This window comes from Acinetobacter sp. MB5 (genome assembly GCF_003261585.1).
Classification (GTDB): domain Bacteria; phylum Pseudomonadota; class Gammaproteobacteria; order Pseudomonadales; family Moraxellaceae; genus Acinetobacter.
In genome coordinates this window covers 155843-182141 of record NZ_POVU01000005.1, presented here as the reverse complement: position 1 = coordinate 182141, position 26299 = coordinate 155843, and the positions used below count along the sequence as shown (strand labels likewise).

Below are 26299 nucleotides of genomic sequence, written 5' to 3'. Positions count from 1 at the left end.
GAAACGGGTATGATGTGGCTTAATCAAGCCGTAATAATGAATTGTCACTGTCAGGTTTCTTGAAGACTTCGTTGAAACTTATACTCTTTATGCTAAAAAATCGAATTCAAAATCAATTTTTCTTGTTCTGTCTGGATTTCTTTAAAATCTGGTCATTACACGTGCGCCCCTTGACCCGTAATGAAATTACCCTTGCGACACCTGTCTTTGCAGATCTGATTGATTATGACAAAGTCCGAATCTTGAACACGCCGTTTTTACCGTGGCAACCCGTTGGCATGTTTATGGCACCCAATGGCGCTATTTTTGTGAATCCTGAAAATTATTCATTGGACTATGCACTAGAATCAGAAATATATCAGGGAGTATTTATTCATGAACTCACCCATATTCTGCAATATCAGCAAGGCAGATCGGTTTTAGTCGCAGGTGCTATTTTACAAACGGCGTATTATCTGAGCTTTAAACGCTATAATCCTTATGCATACACATTTAAAAATAATAAGCCATTTCAGTATTACAACATTGAACAGCAAGGTGATATTGCCCGTGACATCTTTCTCGGGAAAATTCCCAACATTCTGCTCAATCCTCCAAAAAAATAGGCGTGCAGATATTCACAGTAAAACAACTCAAGAGCAAACACGCAGATTTTCAGACCGATCGCTTATTGCACAAGAATATGAATAAACTTCATTCATAATGGCCTAAACCCTCTTTATTTTTCTCCCTGAGCAAAATTGAAATACAATTTAATGCAGCGTAAGAGAAATAAAAAGGACTTATAAAAGAAGGCTAATAGTTGCATAAAATTGATAATGAGCACATTATTTTAAAAGTCCCCTATCTCATGTTTGGCAACTCATGAGGAAAGTTCATGCGCAAACTGATTTACAGTGTTTTAGTCGTGCTGACAGGTTGTACGACATATCATGCCCAGCCGCTTGCACCCGCTCAACTTGTTCAGCAGTTTGAAGAGCGCTCACTGGATTCTCCAGACCTCCACGCCTATATACAACATGCGTTGGGCCATGACATTGCATGGCCTGTAGCGCATTGGAACCGTGAAATGCTGACACTGGCAGCATTTTATTATAACCCTAGCCTAGATGTATCTCGGGCAGAATGGGAAAGCTCCAAAGCCGAAATTGACGTTGCCAAAGCCAGACCGAATCCTGTGCTTCAACTCCCATTTCAAGCGGCTACATCGGGTTCTGGTATTTCCCGATTTAGTTTAGGGTTTGCCTTAGATATCCCCATTGAAACCGCACATAAACGTGGCTACCGTATCAATCAAGCCAGTCATGTGAGTGAAGCTGCACGGTTAAATATTCGCGATCAGGCATGGAAAGTCAGTGCCGATGTGCGAGATGCCTTGCTTGAATTGTACGCAGCGCGTGAGCGTATGGGCTTATTGTCACATCAGACATCGGCACAACAACAGATTGTAAACATGAGCCGTAAACGCTTGGCGTTGGGACAATTTTCACAACCTGAATTTAATGAAGCGGTATTGGTAAATACACAAACACAAAGTCAATTGCTAGAAGCACGTAGCAGTGAGCAAACTGCCCTAAACTCACTAGCTAAAGCAATCGGTTTACCCGTATCCGCTCTAAAAGGCATTCACTTCGATTTAAGCGAGTTTCAGCAAATCCCTGTCATTCCTCCAAAATCTGTTCAGCGTCAAGCCATCTTGCAACGGGCTGACCTTCTGTCTTCACTGGCAGACTATGCTGCCAGTGAATCAGTACTCCAGCTGGAGGTCGCCAAGCAATATCCAGACATTCATCTTGGGCCAGGTTATACCTATGACATGGGCACCAATAAAATCGCCTTTGGTTTAGCAGGCGTTTCACTGCCGATTTTTGACCGAAATCAGGGGGGTATTCGTGTTGCTGAAGCCAAACGTAAAGAAGCGGCTGCACGTACCGAGGCACTGCAAGACAAAATTTTGGGAGACTTGTCCCAAGCCTTACTCGGTTATCAATCCAGTCAGGCAGCAATGCGGTTGGCAATCCAATCTCGAACCACGGCACAGCAACAACTCAAGCATCAAGCCACAGCCTTTAAAGTGGGAAATCTGGATCGTTTGAGTTACACCCAAGCGCTGATCGCTTATCAAACCAGTCAACTCAATACACTCGATGCCACAATTTCGGCACAAAAAGCCGCAGGTGATCTTGAAGATGTTTTACAGCGATTTTTAAACCATGACCTGACATCAAACAATAAATTAGTCCAAATGCAGGAGTTAAACCCATGAAACTCCGTTTGATTCTGTCTTTCGCAATTGTGCTGGTTTTAGCTGCGGGTGTTGGTATTGGCTGGTATCTCAGTCAAATGCTCACTCCTCCGCCAACAGCAGATGCTACACCCAAACCAACGGTACAAACTGTGCATGGAGAAAGCGTCATTACCGTGAGCCCCGAGGCACAAAAAGCCAGCCGTATTGAAGTTTCACGTTTGACATCGACCATGACCCAGCAAGATCTCGCCGCTTATGCAACGGTGATTGATCTACAACCATTGTTTAATTTAAGAAACCAGTTAGCGACCGCTCAGGCGGACATTGCTTCATTGTCTGCACAGGCTGCAAATTCTCAGGCGCAGTATGAACGCAGTCGCCAATTATTTAACGATGACCGCAATATTTCCCAAAAAAGTCTGCAAGATGCTCAATCTGTCTTACAGAGCGATCAGGCAAAACTCAAAGCTGCACGCGCTGCACTCCCTGAGCTTACCGCCGCGATACGGCAACAGTTTGGGGAAACCATGACCCAGACAGCCATTATGTCAAAATCTGATTTAATGCAGCAATTGCAACTGGGCAAAGCGGTGATTTTACGAGTCACTTTACCAAGTAGTGTCAGTGCACCCAATCAGATTAATGTTCAAGCAGCCGATGGAAAAGTAATACAAGCTCAAAAACTGTCTGCCTCACCTCAGGCAGACCCGACCATTCAGGGCAATCCTTGGCTTTATGTGGTTCCGCAATCTCTCCCAACCAACTTGCGCTTAAATGCACGTATTCCACTCGTCGGACAGAGCAACTCAAGTATTGTGATTCCAGAACAGGCGATCGTCTGGTACGGCGGACAATCTTGGGCCTATGTGCGTACAGCATCCAATCAGTTTACCCGTCGTTATGTTTCTGCTTCGGATGAAATGGGACAAGGTTTTATTGCAGGGTCAAACTTCCATGCGGGAGATGCTGTGGTGACACAAGGTGCACAACTACTCCTTTCTGAAGAACTGAAACCACAAGGAATCAATACCATTTGTAAAGATCCGCCTGAGTGTGATGGCTAATCTTTTAATTTAAAAAAGCATTTCAAAACCAAACAAACACAATATAAATCATTGCTAAAACTAAAAAATAACGGATAGGAGGATGTGCCCATGCTGAATATGATCATCCAGTTCTCATTGCGATTTCGTGGTGTCATCTATGCCTTAGCACTTATCCTCACCGCATACGGAATTTTCAGTTTGAACCGTGCTCAGCTCGATGTATTCCCCGAGTTTTCACCCCCAATGAGCATGGTACAGACCGAAGCCCCAGGACTGACCAGTGAACAGGTCGAGACGCTAGTCACCCAACCCATCGAAAATGCCTTGGGTGGTATGGTCGGTTTGCAGTCCATGCACTCACGCTCCATGCAAGGCTTGTCTTTGATCACGCTGGTCTTTGACAATAAAACCAGCATCATGCAAGTTCGGCAGTTGGTGACGGAACGTATCAATGGACTCGCGGCAACACTCCCCGCAGGGGTTAAACCACCCAGTTTACTTCCACTGACCACAACCACCAGTACCGTCAGAACAGTTGGGCTTACGTCATCGACTCGCTCAGTGCAAGAGCTATACGACATTGCACAGTGGACGATTAAACCGCAAATGCTGGCTGTGTCAGGCGTTGCCGATGTGGTCGTGTTTGGTGGCAGTGCTCGGCAAATGCAAATTCAGGTTGATCCTGACAAACTCATGCGTTACGGCCTGTCTATTCAAGATGTCATCGCCACAGCACAGCAAGCAACTGGCGTACGCGGTGCGGGATTTATTGAAAATGCCAATCAGCGAATTGATATCAATGTCAATGGACAACTCACTACACCACAGCAAATTGCAGGCGTGGTTTTACGTTCTAACAATGGAAGCGCGATTCATCTTGGTGATGTGGCAACCGTGACATGGGCAAGCGAGCCACCCGTTGGCAGTGCATCCATTATGGGAAAACCCGGGATCATGCTGATCATGGATAGCCAATACGGCGCCAATACCATGACCGTTACCCGCGGCATCGAAAAACAACTGGCAGCCATTCAACCCCTATTGGTTCAGGAAGGAGTTGATCTACACATGGATGTCTTTAGACCTGCGAATTTTATCGAAACCGCAGTTGGACATTTGCGTACCGCCTTGATTGTAGGTGCAGTTCTAGTAATCGCCGTACTGTTTATGTTCTTGTTGAATATGCGAACTGCAGTGATTTCAGCCGTAGCAATCCCGCTTTCACTGCTCATGGCAGTCATCGTCTTGATTTCTTTTGGCGTAAGTCTCAATACCATGACACTTGGCGGGCTTGCAATTGCCTTAGGGGAAGTGGTCGACGACGCGATTATTGATGTTGAAAATATCTATCGACGCTTACGTGAAAATCGTCTTTCAGCTCAGCCATTGCCTGCCTATCAGGTTGTGCTGAAAGCATCACTAGAAGTGCGTAGCGCCGTGGTATTTGCCACATTCATTGTCATGCTGATTTTTCTGCCTGTCTTAACACTCACAGGTGTAGGTGGACGTTTGTTTGCACCTTTGGGGATTGCGTATATTTTGGCGGTATTGGCGTCACTGATTGTCGCACTAACCCTTACACCTGCCATGGCATTGGCACTTTTGACGCGTGGAAAATTGCCTGAACATGAGCCACGATTGATCAGGTGGCTTAAAAAACGCTATTTGGCCTTACTGGCGAGTGTGGAACGGCATGTCAAAGCAATTGCGATAGGTATTATCTGTCTGTGTATCACGTCTTTTGCCCTGCTGCCCTTTCTGAGTGGGAACTTCATTCCTCAGCTCCGCGAAGGTCATTATATTGTGCATATGGGCTTAGAACCGGGGACATCTTTAACAGAGTCTATGCGAATCGGCACTCAGGTGTCCAAAGCCCTCATGCAAATTCCCGGTGTACGCTTGGTCGCTCAACGTGCAGGACGTGCCGATGAAGTGGTCGATCCGACAGGCGTGCAACTGTCTGAATTTGAAGTTGATCTTCGTCCAATGTCGGCTAAGGATCAGGATTGGACGTTATATCGGATTCGGCAAACTTTAGATCGCTTCCCTGGCTTAACCACTTCTGTAAATACCTTTTTGGTTGAACGGATTGATGAAGTCATCTCAGGTGTCACCGCACCTGTTGTCGTGAGTGTATTTGGCAATAATTTAGATGTGATTGATCGAACAGCGCAGCAAATTGCACGGATGCTCGGCACAATTTCAGGGGCAGCCAGTGTACAGGTCGATTCACCACCAGGCATTCCTCAGCTCGATGTCCGATTGAAACCAGAAGCACTCAGCAAATGGGGCTTTAAACCGCTTGAAGTACTCGACACCATTCAGGCCGCATATGAAGGTGTCACTGTCTCGCAAATTTATGAAGGAAGCCGCTCATATGATGTCACAGTCGCCTTGCCACCCTCAGCGCGTAAAGATCTGATGAGTATCGGTGGACTGATGATCCGCAATAGCGATGGTCTCACCGTACCATTACATTCACTCGCTACAATTCAGCAGGTCTCTGGACGCTATCAGATCACGCATGTGGGGGGACAACGCGTACAAACCATTTCCGTAATACTTGGCAGTCGACCTGCCAGTGATTTTGTTAAAGAAGCACAGGCACGTATGACCCATGAAATACAAATGCCCAAAGGGGTCTACGCCGTATTTGGTGGTGAAAGTGAAGCTCGGGCTCAGTCACAGCACGACCTGATCATGTATGGCCTGATTTCACTGGCGTGTATTACATTGCTGCTGTTCTTGGCTTTGCGAAATGCTCACAGTGTAGTTTTGGTCATGGCAAATTTACCTTTTGCCTTGGTCGGTGGGATTGCCATTGTGATTGTTTCGGGTGGAAATCTGTCTTTAGGCAGTATGGTGGGATTTGTGACGCTGTTTGGTATTTCACTCCGCAATTCGCTCATGCTGATCAGTCATTACGAACATTTGGTGCATGTCGACGGGTTACCGTGGAATTTTCAGACCGCCATGCAAGGTGCTTCTGAACGCTTAGTTCCGATTTTAATGACTGCCCTTGTCACTGCACTTGCACTGCTCCCACTGGCGTTAACCAGCAGCGCAGCAGGCAATGAAATTGAAGGGCCTATGGCCATCGTGATTTTGGGTGGTCTGATTACATCGACCGCACTGAATTTAATTATCTTGCCGACCTTTGCGCTACATTATGGACGTTTTGGACAATCTAAAAAAATTGAGGAAATGCCATAGGTTTCAGCAGTAAAACAGACTCAATCAGAAAGCAAAAATTTGAGTGATGCTCAAAGGCAAACTGAATGACAACAGTTTGCCTTTGAAGAAATGATTCATGATCAGCATCATCTTAAATTCTTTGGTTAATGCCGATTCAAATGCATATTAGACTTCTTTCATAAGTCCTTTTTATTTCACTTGCGCTGCATTGAAATAGATTTCAATTTGCTCAGGGAGAAAAATAAAGAGGGTGTAAGTAATTATGAAAGACGTCTATTTTCAAACAATTCAGATTAAACTGAATCATTCACCAAGATTTGCTGTTCGGTTGCCTTGCTGCGTAATCTGGAAATATTGAAAAGGATGATTTGTAAGGCCACCAGCACAACTGCCATGTAACCAATCGCTTCAAAACCCCAGAATTTAACCAAAGCCCCACCCAGTAATGGCCCCACGGCTGAGCCAAACATCAGCATCGCTGGCGTTGCCGAGACCGCTCGGCCAGATGGATCTAACTCAGCCAACAAGCCAAAAGCAAAGGTATGGATAAACAAAATGCTAAAGATCATGCATGAGCCAAATATCGTAAACACCATAAACTGATGGGTCTGATAAATACACAAGGCAGAGATGGCTTGTAGCATTGGCCCAAAGCAAATCACCACAAATTTGTTCACTCGTTTCTGTAAAAAAGCTGCGACAGGTGCAGGAATCAGGCTCACTACGGTATAAACCACCAGTGCTGTTGCAATCTGTTTCGCACTAAATCCGCGAAAAGTACCGACCCGCTCAAAGAAACTGAGCACTAAAGCTTGAGTCATACTTAATAAACTGACCCCAAAGATGACTAGCCAAGTATTTAGGCTTAATTTACCTACAGTTTTGTGGATATGATCAGTCAGCGTATTGGATATTATATTTTTTGGAAAGAAGATGAACGTGGCCACACTGGCACACCCCATCACCAAAGCCAAAACTAGAAAGAAATAAGCCCCACGATAATGTTGTAGTATTTGGGTAGCCCCTGCCATAAATGCAATACTAAAAACCCCGAGTGCCATTCCCAATAAAGCAAATAAACGGTGCGGATTTCTACTTTTTCCGACTGTCCCATGGGTCAAACTTAACGATGTCCCAACGCTTATGCCAGCGAGAAAGTGCAGCGCAACAAAGAGTAAAAATGATGTTTGAAAAAAACACAGTAAAAAGATCAAAAAAGCACAGCCATACCCAGCAATGACCCATTTTCTGATCTGTAATCGATTAAACTTGGGTGAAAATATACAACTCGCCAGTGTGACGCCTAATAAAAACAACGTCACCAACAAACCTGCATTTTGAAAATCAAAATGATAAAAAGAAACTAAAACACCAATCCAGATCGGCAAAGCAACCAGATCAACCATTCCCGCACAATGTGCAGACATGAGCCCAAATATGTTTTTAATACTAAAATCTTGCATCATAAAATCCATTTAAATTGAAGATTTGTATTTCAGCTCGATGAATTATGTTTAAACACAGATCATCAGGCTGTTCTCTATTGAAAGTCTATTTCCAACTCAGTTTTAAATGCTCAATGGCCTTAACCAGAATCATTTCATCCTGATCACCTGTGCCACCCGAAGCACCGATTGCACCGATAATGTCATCCTCTTGGCAAATCAGAATCGCACCTGTCTGCGGAATAAACGGTTTATCGACTGCTGTGGCGATACTATTAAAGAACACAGGCATGTCCTGAGACTTTTTGACCAGTTGTCGGGTATTGGCTTGCATGCCAATCGCCGCTACAGCTTTCCCATAAGCGATTTCATGCCGCATAAAATTCGCCCCATTATCTCGCCCTGAACAGACGATATTGCCTGCGGTATCAACCACCACGATTGCCATCGGCTTAAACTGTTCTTCTCGTGCAACCTTGATTGCACAATGAATCAGTTCAAATGCCTGCTCAAAACCAATCATGTCCTCATCCTCTTTTCTATTTAAAGTGATACATTAGGCCTGCAAATACACTTTCGCCCTCAGAATGGTTTTCTGCCTTAAACTCTTTATACGCTCGAATGATTAATGCTGGGCCTGCATCAAAACGATAAGAAATATATGGCCCTAGCCCCATGACTTGACCTCGGTAACCATCTTCATAAACCACACCATCTTGTTTATCATCCGTGACTTGTTTAAAGGCGTATCCTGTAATACCTGCCGTGAATTTCGGATTGACGTGATAGCCCAAGCTGGTTTCAAGCGTAAAACCATTGCCAGATTTATAATCGGTATGCATATTTTTCTGGTTGATGACATACACCAGTTTCCCTGAAAAATCCCAGCTTCGGTCAAACCACGTAAAGGCATAATACGGCGCAAATGTCATGTAGCCACTGCCAACATTCACGGCATCATTTTTATTATATTTGCCAACTGGAATCGTAATATCCATTCCAGCCACTTGCTGCAAATTCTTGCCGTGCCATCCAAGCATCATCGGTGTGATGGTCGAGTCAGTCATGCCTTTCGAACTGCCACCAACATCACCGACGTAATTGACTTCATTTTTGACATCGACATCTGGAAAGGCAAATGTTGCTCTCGAACCGACATCGGCACCTAAAATTTTGGCCTCTGGCCAGGTGTAATCAAATCTTGCAGAGAGCGCATTGGAATTAATTTTAAATGAGTTGATTCCACTCGGCGTATTGCCATGTGAATCGGTAACTTTGTCCGCAGAGTAATTTTGATAGATCAACATCCCTGTTAATCCCTTTGGAAACATTACACCGCTATAAATTGCATCAATACCGAGTGGATAACCGATGGTTCCGCCTTCCGTGGCGTAAATCGAACCAGAAATTACAGACGTGAGTAGGCCTAAAACCAATCCATGTTTCATTTTATTCATCCTTTAATTTTTTGTTTTTTACTTAAATCATTTAAGTTATTGGCTTAAATTTTTCCTGAGAAAATTTAAAACGGGCTGGCTAACGCTGGTGTCTTCTAATCCGAAACTATAGCCTTGTGAAAAATGATTATGGTCTGGAACAATCAACAGCTCTGGCTGATATCCATGCTGACAGACCAGCTTGGTAAACAGCTCACTGGCTTGAACCTGCATTTGTGGAAGGTCTAATTCCGTAAATGAAACCAGCAATGGAAAGGGTTTCGCATCTATCAAATCAATGGTTGCTGCCCGATCCCATGCCTGTCGATCTGTCCCAAAATAAGATTCATTACGAACATCAGGTTGCAAAATGGACAATTGTCGCGCGGCCAAATGCTCTAGTTTTGGGTTGTATGGCCCTGAGAGCAAAATTGCGCCCGAAATCTGCCAGTCTTTCGGTTGTAAGCGCGTATTTAAAGCAATCGATGCCACATGGGCAGCGCCCGCAGATTCACCCATCAAGAAGATATTTTGGGTATCAAAATGGGTCGCCAATGCTGTTGAGTTCGCATTCGACATCACCCATTGCCAGACCTGAGCAACATCTTCTGCACCGCTTGGCCATTGAACCTCAGGGGCTAAACGGTAATTTGCCAAAATCGTGGCAAATCCCTGTTCAGCCAAAAAACAACCAATATTTTGGCGATGTTTTTTATCTCCTCGAATAAATCCACCACCATGAAAGAAGATCACAACAGGTACAGCTTGATCAGGCTTGATATCGACAGGTAAATAGACATCCAGTACATGTCGCTCATGTGAACCATAGGTAAGTTCAGTCATGATCCGAACGCGATCAGACAGAGACTCACTTGCTTCTTGCTGATATAACACCGCAATTTCAGGCAAGTTGTTCCCAATCTCTCTGATTTTTTCTGCTGTTGCCCGACTCATTTTCTGCATTTTTATTCTCCGAGTTGCTTATAAAAATGCCCATTTTGCATAATCGTGTGAATATTGTTTTTGTTTTGCAGCAAGGTGATGTCTGCCAATGGATCGCCATCAATCACCAGCAAGTCCGCAATATAGCCTGGTTTAATACAACCCAACTCACCCTCATGCCCCATCAACATACCGCCCAACTCAGTTGCAGCATTCAATGCTTCTGCTGGGCTATAACCAAAATGACGAACCCAGAGTTCTAAATCCCATGCATTTTTGCCATTCGGATTAAATGGAAAACCGTAATCTCCTCCTGGAAGCAAACGAAGTCCACGCTGTCTGAGTTTTGGTACAAGTTCTTTGAGCTTATCCAGTACAATTTGCGATTCATTTTTCATATGTGACATGTCCATATGCGGCGGCGGTGTTGCATCTAATGTCGCTTGTACAATGCCAATGGTCGGTGCAATAAAAATCTCGTCTTTCTTCGCTTCCAACAAATCAAGGCATTCATCATCCGCATAAGTACAATGATACAAAATACGAAAACCGCTTTTTACGCCAAGCTTCACCGCTTCGGCTGCATGTGCATGTCCAGTCAGCCAGACATTGTGCTTTTTCGCTTCTTCACCGGCAGCCATCAGTTCTTCTTCGGAATACAACAACTCCAATGAAGCCCCCGGTTTTAAAGCACTTTCTCCAGAAATTAGAAATTTAATCGCCTTCGCGCCCAGTTCAGCACAATCTTGTACAAAATCACGTATCGCATCTGCGCCTTTACCATGTTCTTCAATATGACCTGGGTCTAATTCTGATTCATTTGGTGGTTCACGTTCTACAGAAGATGGAATAAAACGAGGGCCAGGTAATCCACCTGATTTGAAAAACTCATTGAGTGTAATTTCCAGAGTTTTACTCAATGAACCTGCCGAATAAGCACTGGTGAATCCATGATCCAGTAAAATACGCGCATTTCTTGCTGCGGTGAGTGCCAGTTCTTCTGTTGGTAAGTGCATCCCTGGAACAAATTTTTCAACCGAAGTTGGCCAAGTCAGATGTGCATGTGCTTCCACCATGCCTGGCATTAAGGTTTTATTTTCACAATCAATCACGCGAGAAACATCGTTACGGCTAACCTGTGCGGGTGCTGCTGCAACTTCAACAATTCGATCGCCTTCAACACGCACTTCACCTTGAAATGATGTAGATCCTGTTCCATCAAAAATACGGGTATTCGTAAAAACAATACTCATCACTTACTCCTTTTAAATACCATTCATCCTTTGGTTTACTTTTTATTCTTCAATCATGCTGACATGTATGAGGAATGAAACACCTTAAAATTTAAGATGCTTCAGACAAACGAGTGGTTAAACCTAAATCCCGAACGAGCTGCTCAAACTGTGTATATAAGTCTTCAGAATTTTTTGCTGTGGCGTAGACATAATGGTCAGGTCGTACAATCGCAGCATGTACAGCAAACTCTTTAAACCAGTTCGCAACAAGTGGATCTTTTTCTTGCAAATTCTTTTCAATCTGGATCAGTTGAATCGGCAAAATAAAATGATCCAGCACGTCTTCCTTAATTTGTATTTTCGCATCCACAAAGACTTTCCAGCCATTTTGCAAAATACGATCCATCAGGATTTCTTGCTCATTCTGAGCAACTACAGGCTGTGGGAAAATTCGACCACGCCCTTCAGTTTCCGTGACTAATCCTTTTGACAAATACGGTAAAATATCTTGTCTGGCAACGGGTTTAACGACCCCATTATTGTCATCCAAGAGTGTTTTGTCTCTTAGTTTTGCTTGATTGACATCACGTTCGCATATTACTTCGCCAATTTTTTTAATGGTGGTGGTCAGCTGGCAAACGTGTTCTTTACGCTCAAGTCCATAGCTATTTAAAAGTGCCTCACTCGCATTCTGATTCAACTGCTGGGTCAGGACTGTTTTTAATTTCCAAGACAAATTCACGACATCACGGACACCCTGACACATGCCTTGTCCCAAAAAAGGCGGTTGTTGGTGTGCTGCATCACCCGCTAAGAACACACGTCCATCCCGCCACTTTTCAGCAACCAGTGCGTGGAAGTTATAGCTGGCTTGACGCCACAAAGTGGCATCTTCAGGTGTAATCCAACGCTGCAATAGCTTCCATGTGCCTTCAGGCGTTGCCTGATAAACAGGGTCTTCTTCTGGCTTTAGGCTAATTTCCCAACGACGATGGTTCCCTGGCCCAATCACAAAAGTTGCAGGGCGTTCTGGCTCACAGTACTGCACGCTGGTTTTTGGCAGTTTGGCCAAACCTTTTTCATTAACCTGTACATCGACAACCAACCAAGGTTCGTTAAAACCCAAATCTTCGAGTTTAATATCGAGCAATTTTCGAATGGTACTTGAAGCACCATCACAACCAATGACATAACGCGCACGGATCGTTGAATGTTCTCCAGTCGCATGTTCTACAGTCAAATCGGCTGTGTCTGCTTTCTGTTTTAAATCAACTAATCTCGTTTCCAACTGGACGGTAATATTTTTTAAATGACCGACCTTTTCACGAATCACACGCTCTACAGCAGGTTGGGTAAAAACAATCGAAGGAACATAACCTAAAGGGTATGGTTTATCGACCATGGTCAACTGACGAATGAGTTGTCCTTCTGCACCGAAATAACAGGAATCTGTAAATGGCTCACAAAATGGTAAAATATCATCAATAATATCAATATTTTGAAAAACCCTTAAAATTTCATGATCCAGTGCAATCGCTCTTGGCTTGTCATAAACATCTCGATCTTTATCGCAGACATATACCTGAAGACCTGCCTGCCCTAAGATACATGCTGCGATTGCACCAGATGGGCCATAGCCAACAATTGCAACATCATAAATCTGATGATCAGCCATAGGCTTAACCCTCTGCCTGAATTGGATTGGTTAATGTGCCAATTTTCTCAATCACAATTTCAACAGTATCGCCATGTTTCATCCAGACTGGTGGTTGACGAGACTGTCCCACGCCCGCAGGTGTTCCCATCACAATCACATCACCCGCTTCTAAAGTTAAACATTCAGAAAGCAGACTGATCGTTTCAGCAACAGACCAAATCATGTCTGTCGTGGTTGCAGACTGCATGACTTGACCATTCAAAATACATTGAATTTTCAAATCCTTAGCGCCGTGTGGTAACTCATCCGCGGTGACAAGATAAGGCCCAAAACCACCTGTTAAGTCAAAGTTTTTACCAATCGTCCATTGCGGTGTACGTTTCTGATAATCACGCACAGACATATCATTGAAACAGCTATATCCAAAAACATAATCCAACGCATCTTTTTGGCTTACATGTCGTGGTACAGCTTGACCTATCACAACCGCCAGTTCAGCTTCATAATCAAATCGTTCAGAGACTTTCGGTAAAATGGCAGGCTCGTTAGCTGCAACCAATGAGGTTTTACCGCGAAAGAAAAACCATGGATAATCTGGTTTTTCACGCCCACCTTCTTTGGCATGGTCAAAATAGTTCAGACCTAAACAAATCACTTTGCTTGGCGCAGGAATTAATGGCGCAAATTTCAGTTCATTGACAGGAACTCGAATGGTATTTGCCTGTACTGCTTTTTCTGCGGCGGCTGCCAAATCCACCCCGTCCGCGAGCGCACTTAAAAGATCACTTGGAACTTGTGGTTGTGCATCATTAAAATCAATCAGGTTATTTTCAACAACAAGACCAAGACGTGCTTCGTTATTACGGATATAAGTGGCTAATTTCATTCATTCTCTCCCTGAACTGGTATAAAAAAAGTTTTTTTCTGTGCTTCTTTAAGATTTGCTGATGGCTGCTGAGTCATACCCCATTGATCTGTTCGGCCTTTAGGCCATGTCCAGTTTTCTGGATATCCCGTCACATAGGTATCATCAATTTGTTCAACTTCTGCTGTATATTCAATGACTTCACCAAATGGGCCGATAAAGTAGTTAAAAACATTATCGCCTGGACCATGTCGACCAGGCCCCCATTCAACAGCATGGTTTGCATCCTTCATACGTCCTGCACCACGCATTACCGAATCAACATCCTTCATTAAAAAAGCAATATGATTCAATGCATTATTATCTGTATCACCAAAAGCAATACTATGATGGTCACGGTTACAGTTCATGAACGCCATAATTTTGGTACGGTCTGATAATTTAAAATCCAGAACATCTGTAATGAATTGCTGGGCCAAATCCACCTCAGCACTATTTAAAACAACATGCGCTAAACGAATTGGCTGATCAGCAACAGGTTCAGTGATTGGCTTTAACTGATCACCATAAACCAAGCGGTAAATTCGCCCTTGAGGATCTGCAATCACAAGCTGGCTTCCGCCTGCGGGATCTGTCGATTTTTCAACGTCTGTGAGCACCCGACCTTGTGCTTTTTCTGCTAAAACCTGAATCGTTTTAAACGCATCCTGATTTTTTACACGGAGTGTAACGTCCCGAATGGCCAGCTTTTCAGCTTGATACAAGGCCAGTAAATGGTGATCTTGCCCTGAGCCTGTCAGAAATATGGCATGCTCATTTTCATCAATGACATTAAGATTCCAAACCTGTGTATAGAACGTTTTGGCTTTCGCAATATCAGGAACATCGAGCGAAACACTTCGCACACTTTCAATTAATTTTGAACTCACAATCATTCTTCCTAAATTAAATAAAAGCTTTCTTTTAAAAAAAAGATATTTTTATTCAATATCTTATTGAGCATTATTAAATTGCTTTTCTTTCCATTTTTTTTAATTTAGGATGTTTCATGCTATAAAACTAATTTATTTTAATAATTCAATGGATTGATTTTATGAATATCTATAGAGTGGATTTAAATCTCTTTGGTGCATTTCAGGCAATTTTAAAAACTCGGAGTGTTTCTGCTGCGGCAGATCTATATGGTATTACCCAACCTGCAATGAGCAATGCCTTGAGACGCTTAAGAGATTTGTTGGGAGATCCGTTATTTGTTCAGACCAAAACAGGAATGGAGCCAACGCCTTTTGCACTTTCGATTGCTCAAAACATTGACAATATTTTATCTTTATCTAAAGAAGTTATTGAATACAAATCCATTTTTGATCCATTAGAGTCAGATCAAACCTTTAGAATCCACATGTCAGACTTGGGACAATTTACGTTTTTACCCAAATTATTTGAACAGTTAAAAACACAGGGGCCGCATATCAAAATTGAGGCGGTTACATTAAGTTTTGATCAAATTTATTCACAGCTCTCTGATGGACAGCTTGATTTTGCGATAGGAAATCTAAACAAATTAAATGGACAAGGCATTCGTTCAACAAAATTAATCACTGAAAAATTCGCAATCTTGTTAAGAAAAGACCATCCGATTTTAAATGCTGATATAGATCTAAAAACATACTTGCAAGCAGACCATGTTGTGATCTCAACATCTAGCCAAAGCCATAAAACCATTGAAGATTATTTAGAAAAAAATAACGCCAATATTTTACTTAAAACATCAAACATTATTGCATTGCCACATATTCTGGCAAACACCAATATGATTATGACAACACATTTACAAGTCGCTAAGCAGTTGATTCAAAGTCATAATTTGACAACCGCAACTCTGCCAATCCAAGTTCCCGAGGTGGATGTCTCTATTTTTTGGCAGGAAAAAATACATTATGACCCAGCACATATCTGGCTCGCATCTCTGATCAAAAATTTATTTACAGATCTATAAACTTATGTTGATGCAATACTCACGATTGCATCTTTATATTGAATGCTGGTTTTTGTCTGAATCAAAAAATTGTATTCATTTAATCAATGCTTTAAATTATTTAAATAAATTTTATTTATGCAGATGCAAATCATATCTTATGCCGAGAATAGTAAGTGTTTTTTTAAAGCTCGGTGGACTTATGATATTCCATACCCTAATTAAATTTTTCCCAAAGATTCATGTCAGGCATATTTCTTGGATTCTGCCTTTGATCCTATCTGGTCTCATGAGTGGAACACTTTCTTTTTTCAACTTGGCAAGAAGCCAAGGTATACATAATGGCTTCTTACTTAAGTGGCTTTCAAACTGGCCATTATCATGGATGATTGCGTTTCCATTGATTTTGATTTTTGCTCCAATCGTCAGAAAATTTCTATGCTATGTAACTTATGAGTAATCGTTATTATTTCTAATGATTAGATGTATCTTCAGTGTTTTGATTTTATGTTTACTATTAGCAACTAACTTTGTAGTAATTTAGGTGTGTAGCTTTCATCTTTCTAAATTTTCGACCACACACCTGTAATTAGTTAAACAATTTCTAGCTGATTTGCATCTTGAGTGACTTTAATTTTGATATTCTTATACTTACGTTTATTGGGATTCATTGCAGATCCAACCACTTCTTGCATAAATTGACGATCATTCATAAGCTCCGCATACATTTTATATCCAATTAAAATTTTCTCAGGCTTTTTTTGTTTAGTTATACATTCTTCGATTAATTTATTTAAATTTTGAATGTCAGATTTACTATCCATGACGGTTCTCTTTAAAAATGATCGGTATTATGGACTTTGCTATATGAAAGAAAGATGAAACCAAAGTCAATTTCCCCGATATTTCTAAGTGTTAGCATAGATTTTATTCATGAAAACAAGAAATCCCACCTTTTTTTATGGTTATAAAATATGCTAGCCTAAAGCTATGTGCTCTTAGATTAAAAATTCTAGTTTTATAGGACTTAGATATCAAACATAACTAGAAATTCGTACAGATAAGACACTTTGACTTAACAACGAGCAAAATTTAACAAAAGTATCCAGTGTCTAAGGACAGCTTAGGAGTAATTTAAAATGGCTTACCAACATATTTTAGTGCCAGTTGATGGTTCAGAAACTTCGTTAGCAGCAGTTAAACAAGCAGCTTCAATTGCGAAAGCATTCAATAGTAAAGTCACAGCAGTCTGCGTTTTAGCCGTAGATCCTTTCGTGGCTGTTGAGTTTGTGAACACAGATCAATTTATTAATGATTATGTGGTTAAAGCAAAAGAAGAAATTCAGGAAATTCTTGAACAGGCAAAATCACTGTTTGCTCAAGAAGGTGTTACTGCCGATACTCAAATTCTTGAAGGGCAAGCTGTACATAAAGTAATTGTAGAAGCAGTTGGTGAACTTGGTGCAGATCTGATTGTTATTGGTTCACATGGCCGTAAAGGAATTAAAAAACTATTCTTAGGTAGCGTGACTCAAGCAATTTTAAGTGAAGGTACTGTACCTGTACTTGTTGTACACAAGTAAAATTTTCAAAAAAAACCTACGATTTGTATCGTAGGTTTTTTTATGAATTAATGAATCACTTTACAACTGTTATCGCCTTCATCAATCCCACAAATACTTGCAAAACCCGCTGTCTGATTCTGACTACTCGCAACCAGTACTGGCTTGGTTGAAGAATGGGAGTCAACCTGTTTGGTCATTGAAACTTTAGATCCAGCAGATGCGAGGGCTAAAATGTCATTGGCAAGCCTATCCCCCAATTTGGTATAGCCAGAAGCTGAGAAATGCACACCATCTCGTGCCGCATCCCCACGAGCCATCCAGCCTTTCATGCTACAGTTTCCACCCATTGCCTCTTGCCAATCCCAAAATAAAGTATGCGCTTGACTGGCAACTTCACGTTGCATGGCTTGAAAAGCTGTAAGTTGCGATGGACGAACACCGCATTCTCCAGATTTGTCTTTCAAACTTTCAGGTGCTGAAACAATTAAAATTGCACTCGAAGGTGACACTTCCCGAATATCATGAATTCGGCTCAGTAAAATCTGTTTTTCTTGTTCTAGATCATGATAGCTATAAGCTTCATTTGTTCCATAAGCCAAAATGATCAAGTCAAATTTAAGCTTGCCAAGTTGCTTTTTCCAAACAGGATTCCAGTTACTCCAAGACTGTAACTGTGCACCATTAATTCCCAGTGCAGAAACTACCGCACCTGAACCTGTTGCATTTTTTGCCCACCATCCTCCCAGGGCTGATTGAGGATTATGTGGTGCTGTAATGGTAAAAGGTAAACGTGCTTTGAAGGTTTGTAATTGCCAAGTGTTGTCTTTAACAGGCGCACTTAAATGAAAATGCTCTCCGCGACTATCCACACCTTGAAAATCACTATCTTCAGCACCTTGCCGAATGCTCACCGTAATTTCTTGCAGTTGCTCTTGTTGTTTCGCCTTAATGGTTAATGTTGCACCATCCGATTCTGGCCGAGCAATGAGCCCACCCAAAGTGTAATTTTCATTGGCTTGCGTACGAATAGAAATCGGCTGCCAGTTGGTATTGTCATAACCAAAACGTGTTAGGCGCTGACCTGAAAAGTACATCGGCATTCCCCAGCCCATGCCACCATTTCCCAGATTATTTTGTAGTGTCGTTCTGAGCGCATTACTCATATAGTCTGCTGCGGTATGTGAGTCGCCGAATTGAACGACATTAAGCCGATGTTGTTCAATACTTTTGACCAATTGAGATGTATTTGGTTCTTGGAAATTGGAGAGATTGCCTGCAAATGCAGAAATACTGATCATCGATGCAGCCCAAAACAGGCTGCATCGTTTTAATTCTTTCATTTTCATTTAAAAGTCGCTTAATTTGCTAAATGTAAGTACTGCAAAATATTGTGAGCAATGATTTTCTGTCCTTCAACTGTAAAATGTATACCATCTGCACTACGTACCTTCATATTTCCATCGGGGGTATTCATCGTTTCAGCAAAATGATTGTCTTTTCCACCAATCACAGGACGTGAATCCACCACAAATTGATGTGCTTTTTCCACTTCACTACGAATGACTTCATTTAGATAAATCATTTGCTGATTAAGCTGATCTTTATGCATATTCGGAGGAGTCAACCACATCACATTGACATTGTGTTTTTTCGCTTCATTTAAAATGCTATCAATACGCGCACGGTATTCAGCTTCCCATGCAGGCGATTTAAACGTTAACCAATGATGTTTGGTTGAATCGAAAATGTCCCACGGGTCATTTGGCCCTAAAAATACAATCATGACTTTAATATGATGATTACTATTTAAAGTCTCACGAATGGTTTTTGGCCAGTCAAAAAATTTCGGATAGGTCAAACCCGTACTTTGTTTACTCAGATTGACCGTTTGAATGCCTTTATCTTCTAAGTATTTTTGTACATGTGGTGCAACACCCTGCATTAAAGAGTCACCAGCAAAAAAGACCTGATCTTGCCCAGTGAGCATAAAACGCTGATCAAGCTCCTGTTTGCTTCTTTGTTTTTCAAGCAGTGCCAGTTTTGCTTTTTCTTGTTGTATACGACGTGCTTCGACTGCTTTATATTCAGGTGTGTAAGCATAATTCTGGTTAAATTCATCAACCATCTTGTTATTTACAGCATTAACATTTTCATCATATTGTTCATTTTGACCATATAAATAATCACCAATCTCTCCACCGATATGCCAGACTTTAAACTGATCTAGCACCGCAAATGGACTGTCCCGATGATAAGTCTGTTGAAAGTAAGCATTCACAGAATTTTGCATGATCCAAATGGATGTTAATGCAAATGCCACCAATACAAACATGACATATAAAAAGTTATGGCGCTGTTCCAGATGATCCTGTACAAACTCTGGCTGTTGTGGTTGTTCTAATGATGTACTTATAATATCCGTATCAGAAGTTTGCATAGATAAATCCTGGAATACCTGATGGTGCACAAATCAACACAAGTAAGAAGACAATAAATAAAGGGACCGAAACAGCATATTTTGGAATTCGAGTAAAGATTCCAGCCAATTTCTGCGCGTTTTGACGCACAAGTGGATAAACCACCCATGAAATAAGCAATATTCCTAACAGATACAGTGGGTTATTAGACCAAGAGACATTGACTGTATTTTGGAATAAGGCATGAAATACTTGTAAAGCTTCATCCATACTTTTGGCGCGGAAAAAGACGAAACAGAAGCAAACAAAATGAATCGTGATTAATATTCCAATCGCTTTTCCAAACCAGCCTGTTTTAGCTAAGACATCACGAGACTCTTTTGCGTTAACACCACGGACTTTTTCGTAAATCTTATCGCCAATGTTGAGCAAGACAAGACCCAAGCCATTGAGGAATCCCCACACAAAAAAATTCCAGCCTGAACCATGCCATACGCCCGAAAGAACCATCGCAACCAGTAAGTTAACTTGTGTCCGTGTAAACCCGCCTCGACTCCCCCCCAATGGAATGTAAATATAGTCACGAATCCATGTAGAAAGGCTGATATGCCATTTATCCCAAAAGTCACGGATATTATGTGCTAACAATGGCGCACGAAAATTGACAGGTAAACGGAAACCCAGCAATAAACCAAATGCAATCATCATTTCACTGTAACCTGAGAAATCGAGGAACAACTGCAAGGTATAACCGTAAATTGCACAGAGCACTTCTAAAGAGTGATATTGCATTGGATTTTCAAAAACTGGATTGACCCAGTGATCAGCTAACCAGCCTGCAATCCACCACTTTTTAATTAGCGCAAGTAAAATCAAACCAAAAGCCAGACTTGGGTACAAAATCTTACGGGGTTCAGTTTGGCAAATTTGCGCACTCATACCACAGGGCTGATTTTGAATATCTGTTAAACCTTTAGCACTCTTTGCACGTGCAATTGGGCCTGCCGTAATTGTTGCAAAAAATGAAAAATGCAGCAAAAGCTGTGGCAAGTTAAAACGAGGAACTTCTGTTTCATTGTGATAGCGACTGAGCAAATAACTAATCGACTGAAATGAATAATAAGAAATCCCTAAAGGCAATAATAGATTGGACACTAAAAATGAACTATCTAAATGCATTGCGCCAAGAGTTAAGCTCGCTTGTTGGCGAAAGAAATCATAGTATTTAAAAAATGCGAGTTGTATCAGTGTAAGTAGAACTGCTGTCAGAAAGATTTTTTTCTTATGTTGAGTCCAGCGATCCATCGAAACAGAAAGTAAATAAATAATACAGCTATAACTCGCAATCACAGTGACTGCGATCCAGTTAGACATTAAAAAAATGCACACATAACTGGCAATAACAAGCAGAATATTCTGCATCTGAGGCATTTTCCGTAAGCCCCAATACAGGCAAAAGAAGCCTATAAAAGAGAGTGCGAACTCAATTGATAGAAAGGAAAACATGAGTGAAATGGTTGCACATAAAATTTTCACGCATATTATACCAAGTCACTACAAAAAGTTTGATCTCATGGAAAAATCATAAAAATACAATACTGATAGTTTTTTTCTATTACTTACAATTAAATTTCATAACTATATGATATTTTAACAATTAATTTAAATTTAATTTAAAATATTTATTTTTAAACATGAGTCTACTTTTGAACATAAATTGGATTATTTCAGAAAAAATATTATTTAATTTGGTAAATGATATTGAATTTGATCATGTTTCTTATTTTCTTTAGTTACAAATATACGCAAAGAATAACAAAATCCATTTTTTGTACACATCTTTTTTGTATATTTATTAATAAATTATAGCAATCTTATATAAGGGGGAAAAATGAACGAACCACTAGATATTGATGTGATTCGTGAGTTATCCGAAGATATTGTGAGTGTACTCAAGTCACTTGGTAATAAAGATCGCTTGCTTATCCTAAGTCTACTTCTAAATGAAGAACTTAATGTGTCTGAGATTGAAGCTAAAAGTGAAATTTTACAGCCAACGCTTTCTCAGCAACTGATGATTTTGCGTAAAAACAATGTGGTCACAACTCGACGTTCTGGCAAACAAATTTTTTATTCAATTAAAGATCAAAGATTCACAAAAATATTAAATAATATTTATCGTTTCCATTCCGATCACCCAACTGCTGTAACAGCAGAATAAGTTTCATTAAGTTAAACAGTATGTTTTTGCTTGTTTTATCAACAAAGTATAAAACAATCTAAAATTTACTGTTTAACTCAAATTTATTAAAATTCAAAAACTTAATTAAAATAAATATCAATTTAACTCATAAAAAGTCTATTTTTATAGCAGTAAAAATGTAAGATTCTGTATTTTTTCTATAGAATAGCGCGCTTGTTGATTCTGAACCTCAATTGGTTTTTTTAAGGCTTTCTTATGCTTTCAGCTCTTAAACAATCTAGCTTAGTGACGCGGATTGTCATTGCAATTATTTTAGGGGTCGCTGTTGCCCTTCTTTTCCCAAATGCTGCCCCCTACCTGAGCCTTCTCGGTGATATTTTTATTAAGGCTTTAAAATCTGTTGCACCTATTCTTGTATTTGTTTTGGTGATTTCATCTATTGCCAACTTTCAGGCAGAACAAAGTGCAAAAAACTTTAAACCTATTTTGCTAATGTATGTCACAGGGATGCTATTGGCTGCATTTAGTGCTGTGATTGCAGATCGTTTATTCCCAACGACATTGGTGTTGCATCTCGCAGGTGATCAATCTTTACAACCACCAAGCAGTTTAAGTGTCGTATTGAAAAATTTGGTATTAAGTTTTGTATCAAACCCAGTTGTTGCCCTGAGTGAAGCTAACTTTATTGGGATTTTAGCTTGGGCGCTGATTTTGGGTATGGCTTTTCATCATAGCAGTAACTCAACCAAAGCATTTTTGCATGATAGTGCTGAAGCAATTGCAAAAGTCATTAAAGTGGTGATTAGCTTTGCTCCAATCGGGATTTTTGGTTTAGTTGCGGTTACATTTGCAAATTCAGGTATGAGCACCTTAATCAGTTACACGCACTTGCTGGCTGTGTTACTTGGTACAATGTTCTTTGTTGCTTTAGTCATCAACCCGATTCTGGTCGCTCTTGTCATTAAAGGCAATCCATATCCGTTAGTGTTTAAATGTTTACGCGAAAGCGGTATTACTGCATTTTTTACACGTAGCTCAGCAGCAAACATTCCAGTTAACCTAGACCTTGCTCGCCGTTGTGGTGTAGATGAATCAACATCAAACGTTGTTATTCCATTAGGTTCAACCATTAACATGTCTGGTGCAGCCGTAACCATTACCACACTTGCTTTAGCTACTGTAAATACTTTGGGTGTTCAAGCTGACTTAACCACAATGATTATTTTGTGTGTCGTCGCAACGGTATCTGCATGTGGTGCTTCTGGTGTTGCTGGTGGTTCTTTGTTACTGGTTCCTGTTGCATGTGGCTTATTTGGTATTTCTTCAGAAGTTGCCATGCAAGTCGTTGCGATTGGTATGGTGATTAGCGTACTTCAAGATTCAACCGAAACAGCACTTAACTCATCAACAGATGTGTTATTTGTAATTGCAGTCGATCAAGGGTATAAAGATAAATAAATCTTTTACTTACATGATCGTGATATGCCATTTCAAACATTACCTGTTTGGGTTCAGCTCGGTGCATTTTTTCTCGCCTTCAATGCGGGCATGGTCAATGCACTTGGGCTGTTAAGCATTTGGCATCAAACGGTTTCACATATGACAGGCAATGTCAGCATGCTTGCCATTGCCATCATGCATGGGCAATCCATGCAAGCCCTCTACGGCATTTGCGTCATTACCAGTTTTGTGCTCGGCTCTCTGTATAGTGGTTACTTACTTGGTAACAGTCATTTTCGACTTGGCCGTCGCTACGGTATTCCCTTAAGTCTGTCTGGATTATGTATTTTTCTCTGTTGGCTGTTTATTCCCTATTATCCTCGTTACGCTTTGCTTTGGGCTTGCGTTGCGATGGGAATGCAAAATGCTATGGTCAGCCACTATAAAGGTGCAATTATCCGAACCACACATTTAACAGGTTTACTCACAGATTTAGGGTTAAATTTAGGTTATCTACTACGTGGATTAGCTGTAGAAAAACGCCGCATTCTCTTACTTGTTGTCATTTTACTTGGATTTTTATGTGGTGGGATTCTTGTCGCTTGGCTGTATCCTTATTTAAACTTACATACTTTCCTAATTCCAGTGTTTATGAGTTTGGCAATGAGCCTGACATATTGGGCACTGTATATTCGTAAACAGTTACATCACTAATTTTGTTGGATTTATCTTATGGTTAAAAATGCTTTACAGGCTCAGCTTTTAAAAGCAGGTCTCGTTGATAATAAAAAAGCAAAGAAATTGAGCAAACAGGCACAGCACGAACAGCGCACAGGTGTAAGTAACGAAGCTGAGCTGAAAGCGAAAATTGCCCAAGATCAGCAACAAAAACAGGAAAAAGATCAGGCACTCAATTCTGAAAAACAGCGTCAACTTGAGGAAAAAACCTTAAAAGGCAATATTGTGCAAATGATTGGTCAGCACAAAATTAAAGACACTGATGGTGATATTAGCTACCAGTTTATAGATGAAAATAAAATCAAGAAAGTTTATATCCATCAGCAAATTTACAATGCCTTGGTTTCAGGAAGTTTGGTAATTGCCAAAGAAAATGACCGTTATGCGTTCCTACCACAAGCATTAGCAGAGCGTATTGACCAAAAAATGGAAGGTTTTATTTTATGGAAAAAAGAAGATACTAATCAACAAACCACAGATGAAGAAGACCCATACGCAGCATATGTCATTCCAGATGATCTGATGTGGTAAGTCTGTAATTCAATCATAATAAAACGTTTATTTATTTAAACTTGCCTAAGTCTATATTAAAAAAAACCGTACAATATGGGTTAGTTTTGGTATAAGGCTTAGGTATTTTGTTTAATTTTTCCCAATATATTCAGGATCTCCAGACTTGGGCAAATAAGTTCCCATGGTTAGAAATGCTCAGTGGTTTAGGCATCCTGATTTTTTCTGCATTTGTTGCTAATTTTATTGCCAAACAAATCGTTGTTCGCGGCATTCGTAAAATTTTGCTCAAGATGACATTTGCAACGAACTCCATTCTTGCCGAACACAGTGTCATTCAGCGTTTCTCGAATATTGTTCCTGCACTTATTATTATGAATGGGATAGACACTGTTCCACATCTATCTGCAAAACTGGTATATCTGGTTCAAATGCTGTGTCAGGCATTTATTTTCCTGAGTATTGCTCGCACCATTAGCGAAATTCTGAATGTCTTTAATGCGATCTACCAACGTAATCCTAACTCGCGAAACAAGCCAATTAAGGGTTATCTGCAACTCGTCAAATTAATGCTGTTTATCATTTGTGGGTTAATGATCTTAGGAACATTCCTGAAAAAAGATGTCTTTACCCTACTGGCTGGTTTCGGTGCAATGGCAACGGTACTGATGTTAGTGTTTCAAAATACCATTTTGTCTCTGGTTGCCAGTGTGCAAATTTCTTCTTATGACATGATCCGTATTGGGGACTGGATTGAAATGTCATCACTCAATGCAGATGGCGATGTCATTGATATGTCATTACATACCATTACCGTGCAAAATTTTGATAAAACCATCACCACAATTCCTACCAATAAATTGGTCACCGATACATTCCGTAACTGGCGTGGTATGACCCAATCTGGCGTACGCCGTATGAAGCGAGCGCTTTATATCGATCAAAGCAGCGTACACTTCATGACTTTTGAAGAACATCAACGGTTAAAAGACTTCTTGTTGCTCAACAATTATCTCAACTCAAAAGAAAATGAATTAGAAGAATTCAATAATCAACTCTCCAATCAGTCTGAATATAATCAGCGCCGTCTAACCAACTTGGGCACTTTCCGAGCTTATGTGAATTTCTATTTACGTCAACACGAAGGCATTGCACAAGACCAAACGCTCATTGTTCGTCAACTTCAACCAACTAGCATGGGCTTGCCTATCGAAATTTATGCTTTTATTAGCACAACAGTCTGGATTGATTATGAAAATATCCAATCCGATATTTTTGATCATCTAATCTCTATTCTGCCTGAATTTGGTTTAAGAATTTATCAGTCAGCCTCACAAATTGATTTGCAGAGTTTAGCCACAAAATAATTTTTAATTGCAGAA

General features: G+C 40.8%; 24 protein-coding genes. 12 read left to right on the top strand and 12 right to left on the bottom strand.

Annotation, left to right across the window (positions count from 1 at the left end):
* Positions 1–89: 89 nt before the first annotated feature.
* The 4 genes from C1A47_RS08715 (at position 90) to C1A47_RS08700 (ending at position 6507) form a co-directional block, all read left to right on the top strand.
* Entirely contained in the window at positions 90–605 is a 516-nt protein-coding gene (locus tag C1A47_RS08715) for a hypothetical protein (RefSeq protein ID WP_111894438.1), read from the top strand.
* Between the two features lie 272 nt (positions 606–877).
* A complete protein-coding gene (locus C1A47_RS08710) occupies positions 878–2266 on the top strand; it encodes a TolC family protein (RefSeq protein ID WP_111894436.1) in 1389 nt (462 codons plus the stop codon).
* On the top strand, positions 2263–3312 hold the full coding sequence (locus C1A47_RS08705; protein WP_111894434.1) for an efflux RND transporter periplasmic adaptor subunit: 1050 nt from the start codon (positions 2263–2265) through the stop codon (positions 3310–3312). The genes C1A47_RS08710 and C1A47_RS08705 overlap by 4 nt, the downstream gene beginning before the upstream one ends.
* A gap of 90 nt (positions 3313–3402) precedes the next feature.
* On the top strand, positions 3403–6507 hold the full coding sequence (locus tag C1A47_RS08700) for an efflux RND transporter permease subunit (protein WP_111894432.1): 3105 nt from the start codon (positions 3403–3405) through the stop codon (positions 6505–6507).
* A gap of 275 nt (positions 6508–6782) precedes the next feature.
* On the opposite strand, the gene C1A47_RS08695 is transcribed toward C1A47_RS08700, so the two are convergent.
* The 8 genes from C1A47_RS08695 to C1A47_RS08660 form a co-directional block, all read right to left on the bottom strand.
* A complete protein-coding gene (locus C1A47_RS08695) occupies positions 6783–7916 on the bottom strand; it encodes an MFS transporter (RefSeq protein ID WP_227539757.1) in 1134 nt (377 codons plus the stop codon).
* Between the two features lie 124 nt (positions 7917–8040).
* Positions 8041–8457, bottom strand: a complete 417-nt coding sequence (locus tag C1A47_RS08690) for a GlcG/HbpS family heme-binding protein (RefSeq protein ID WP_111894428.1) — start codon at positions 8455–8457, stop codon at positions 8041–8043.
* A gap of 16 nt (positions 8458–8473) precedes the next feature.
* On the bottom strand, positions 8474–9382 hold the full coding sequence (locus C1A47_RS08685) for a transporter (protein WP_162625929.1): 909 nt from the start codon (positions 9380–9382) through the stop codon (positions 8474–8476).
* A gap of 45 nt (positions 9383–9427) precedes the next feature.
* Positions 9428–10333: an alpha/beta hydrolase gene (locus C1A47_RS08680; protein WP_111894424.1), complete on the bottom strand. Its 906-nt coding sequence runs from the start codon at positions 10331–10333 to the stop codon at positions 9428–9430.
* 2 nt (positions 10334–10335) lie between these two features.
* On the bottom strand, positions 10336–11565 hold the full coding sequence (locus C1A47_RS08675; RefSeq protein WP_111894422.1) for an amidohydrolase family protein: 1230 nt from the start codon (positions 11563–11565) through the stop codon (positions 10336–10338).
* 91 nt (positions 11566–11656) lie between these two features.
* Positions 11657–13222 (bottom strand): bifunctional 3-(3-hydroxy-phenyl)propionate/3-hydroxycinnamic acid hydroxylase, encoded by a 1566-nt coding sequence (locus tag C1A47_RS08670; RefSeq protein WP_171294356.1) that lies wholly within the window; start codon positions 13220–13222, stop codon positions 11657–11659.
* A 4-nt stretch (positions 13223–13226) separates the two neighbouring features.
* Positions 13227–14090, bottom strand: coding sequence for a fumarylacetoacetate hydrolase family protein (locus C1A47_RS08665; protein WP_111894420.1), 864 nt, complete (start codon positions 14088–14090; stop codon positions 13227–13229).
* Positions 14087–14998, bottom strand: coding sequence for a VOC family protein (locus tag C1A47_RS08660; RefSeq protein ID WP_111894546.1), 912 nt, complete (start codon positions 14996–14998; stop codon positions 14087–14089). The genes C1A47_RS08665 and C1A47_RS08660 overlap by 4 nt, the downstream gene beginning before the upstream one ends.
* Before the next feature lie 164 nt (positions 14999–15162).
* On the opposite strand from C1A47_RS08660, the gene C1A47_RS08655 reads away from it, so the two are divergent.
* Together C1A47_RS08655 and C1A47_RS18020 are read left to right on the top strand one after the other, a co-directional pair.
* Complete coding sequence (locus tag C1A47_RS08655; protein WP_111894418.1) at positions 15163–16065, top strand: LysR family transcriptional regulator; 903 nt, start codon at positions 15163–15165, stop codon at positions 16063–16065.
* Between the two features lie 4 nt (positions 16066–16069).
* Positions 16070–16504: a DUF2798 domain-containing protein gene (locus tag C1A47_RS18020; RefSeq protein WP_413772955.1), complete on the top strand. Its 435-nt coding sequence runs from the start codon at positions 16070–16072 to the stop codon at positions 16502–16504.
* A gap of 133 nt (positions 16505–16637) precedes the next feature.
* Here the strand turns inward: C1A47_RS18020 and C1A47_RS08645 are convergent, their stop codons facing one another.
* Positions 16638–16868 (bottom strand): hypothetical protein, encoded by a 231-nt coding sequence (locus tag C1A47_RS08645; RefSeq protein WP_227539756.1) that lies wholly within the window; start codon positions 16866–16868, stop codon positions 16638–16640.
* A 315-nt stretch (positions 16869–17183) separates the two neighbouring features.
* Between C1A47_RS08645 and C1A47_RS08640 the strand changes: the two genes are divergently transcribed.
* Entirely contained in the window at positions 17184–17627 is a 444-nt protein-coding gene (locus C1A47_RS08640) for a universal stress protein (protein ID WP_111894416.1), read from the top strand.
* A gap of 47 nt (positions 17628–17674) precedes the next feature.
* On the opposite strand, the gene C1A47_RS08635 is transcribed toward C1A47_RS08640, so the two are convergent.
* From C1A47_RS08635 to C1A47_RS08625, 3 genes are read right to left on the bottom strand one after another with little or no spacing between them, the layout of a single operon-like run.
* Positions 17675–18955 carry a GDSL-type esterase/lipase family protein gene (locus tag C1A47_RS08635; RefSeq protein WP_111894414.1) on the bottom strand — a complete coding sequence of 427 codons (1281 nt, stop codon included), beginning with the start codon at positions 18953–18955 and terminating at the stop codon, positions 17675–17677.
* A gap of 11 nt (positions 18956–18966) precedes the next feature.
* Entirely contained in the window at positions 18967–20046 is a 1080-nt protein-coding gene (locus C1A47_RS08630; RefSeq protein ID WP_111894412.1) for a DUF459 domain-containing protein, read from the bottom strand.
* Positions 20033–21448 (bottom strand): MBOAT family O-acyltransferase, encoded by a 1416-nt coding sequence (locus C1A47_RS08625; protein ID WP_319921966.1) that lies wholly within the window; start codon positions 21446–21448, stop codon positions 20033–20035. The genes C1A47_RS08630 and C1A47_RS08625 overlap by 14 nt, the downstream gene beginning before the upstream one ends.
* Positions 21449–21917: 469 nt before the next feature.
* On the opposite strand from C1A47_RS08625, the gene C1A47_RS08620 reads away from it, so the two are divergent.
* The 5 genes from C1A47_RS08620 to C1A47_RS08600 all read left to right on the top strand — a co-directional run bounded on the left by C1A47_RS08620 (position 21918) and on the right by C1A47_RS08600 (position 26284).
* Entirely contained in the window at positions 21918–22247 is a 330-nt protein-coding gene (locus C1A47_RS08620; protein ID WP_111894408.1) for a metalloregulator ArsR/SmtB family transcription factor, read from the top strand.
* Positions 22248–22484: 237 nt separating this feature from the next.
* Complete coding sequence (gene sstT / locus C1A47_RS08615; protein ID WP_111894406.1) at positions 22485–23687, top strand: serine/threonine transporter SstT; 1203 nt, start codon at positions 22485–22487, stop codon at positions 23685–23687.
* 24 nt (positions 23688–23711) lie between these two features.
* On the top strand, positions 23712–24383 hold the full coding sequence (locus C1A47_RS08610) for a YoaK family protein (RefSeq protein WP_111894404.1): 672 nt from the start codon (positions 23712–23714) through the stop codon (positions 24381–24383).
* Between the two features lie 18 nt (positions 24384–24401).
* Complete coding sequence (locus C1A47_RS08605) at positions 24402–24938, top strand: DUF2058 domain-containing protein (RefSeq protein WP_111894402.1); 537 nt, start codon at positions 24402–24404, stop codon at positions 24936–24938.
* 107 nt (positions 24939–25045) lie between these two features.
* The gene (locus C1A47_RS08600) at positions 25046–26284 is read left to right on the top strand and encodes a mechanosensitive ion channel family protein (protein WP_111894400.1); all 1239 of its coding nucleotides are present in this window, start codon (positions 25046–25048) and stop codon (positions 26282–26284) included.
* Positions 26285–26299: the final 15 nt, after the last annotated feature.

Coding starts and splice junctions, on each gene's coding strand:
- C1A47_RS08630 (WP_111894412.1), bottom strand. CDS start 20,046: ATGCAAACTTCTGATACGGATATTATAAGTACATCATTAGAACAACCA.
- C1A47_RS08625 (WP_319921966.1), bottom strand. CDS start 21,448: ATGCAGAATATTCTGCTTGTTATTGCCAGTTATGTGTGCATTTTTTTA.
- C1A47_RS08670 (WP_171294356.1), bottom strand. CDS start 13,222: ATGGCTGATCATCAGATTTATGATGTTGCAATTGTTGGCTATGGCCCA.
- C1A47_RS08695 (WP_227539757.1), bottom strand. CDS start 7,916: ATGTCTGCACATTGTGCGGGAATGGTTGATCTGGTTGCTTTGCCGATC.
- C1A47_RS18020 (WP_413772955.1), top strand. CDS start 16,070: ATGTTGATGCAATACTCACGATTGCATCTTTATATTGAATGCTGGTTT.
- C1A47_RS08700 (WP_111894432.1), top strand. CDS start 3,403: ATGCTGAATATGATCATCCAGTTCTCATTGCGATTTCGTGGTGTCATC.
- C1A47_RS08665 (WP_111894420.1), bottom strand. CDS start 14,090: ATGAAATTAGCCACTTATATCCGTAATAACGAAGCACGTCTTGGTCTT.
- C1A47_RS08645 (WP_227539756.1), bottom strand. CDS start 16,868: ATGGATAGTAAATCTGACATTCAAAATTTAAATAAATTAATCGAAGAA.
- C1A47_RS08690 (WP_111894428.1), bottom strand. CDS start 8,457: ATGATTGGTTTTGAGCAGGCATTTGAACTGATTCATTGTGCAATCAAG.
- C1A47_RS08605 (WP_111894402.1), top strand. CDS start 24,402: ATGGTTAAAAATGCTTTACAGGCTCAGCTTTTAAAAGCAGGTCTCGTT.
- C1A47_RS08620 (WP_111894408.1), top strand. CDS start 21,918: ATGAACGAACCACTAGATATTGATGTGATTCGTGAGTTATCCGAAGAT.
- C1A47_RS08710 (WP_111894436.1), top strand. CDS start 878: ATGCGCAAACTGATTTACAGTGTTTTAGTCGTGCTGACAGGTTGTACG.
- C1A47_RS08680 (WP_111894424.1), bottom strand. CDS start 10,333: ATGCAGAAAATGAGTCGGGCAACAGCAGAAAAAATCAGAGAGATTGGG.
- C1A47_RS08675 (WP_111894422.1), bottom strand. CDS start 11,565: ATGAGTATTGTTTTTACGAATACCCGTATTTTTGATGGAACAGGATCT.
- sstT (WP_111894406.1), top strand. CDS start 22,485: ATGCTTTCAGCTCTTAAACAATCTAGCTTAGTGACGCGGATTGTCATT.
- C1A47_RS08685 (WP_162625929.1), bottom strand. CDS start 9,382: ATGAAACATGGATTGGTTTTAGGCCTACTCACGTCTGTAATTTCTGGT.
- C1A47_RS08610 (WP_111894404.1), top strand. CDS start 23,712: ATGCCATTTCAAACATTACCTGTTTGGGTTCAGCTCGGTGCATTTTTT.
- C1A47_RS08705 (WP_111894434.1), top strand. CDS start 2,263: ATGAAACTCCGTTTGATTCTGTCTTTCGCAATTGTGCTGGTTTTAGCT.
- C1A47_RS08635 (WP_111894414.1), bottom strand. CDS start 18,955: ATGAAAATGAAAGAATTAAAACGATGCAGCCTGTTTTGGGCTGCATCG.
- C1A47_RS08715 (WP_111894438.1), top strand. CDS start 90: ATGCTAAAAAATCGAATTCAAAATCAATTTTTCTTGTTCTGTCTGGAT.
- C1A47_RS08655 (WP_111894418.1), top strand. CDS start 15,163: ATGAATATCTATAGAGTGGATTTAAATCTCTTTGGTGCATTTCAGGCA.
- C1A47_RS08640 (WP_111894416.1), top strand. CDS start 17,184: ATGGCTTACCAACATATTTTAGTGCCAGTTGATGGTTCAGAAACTTCG.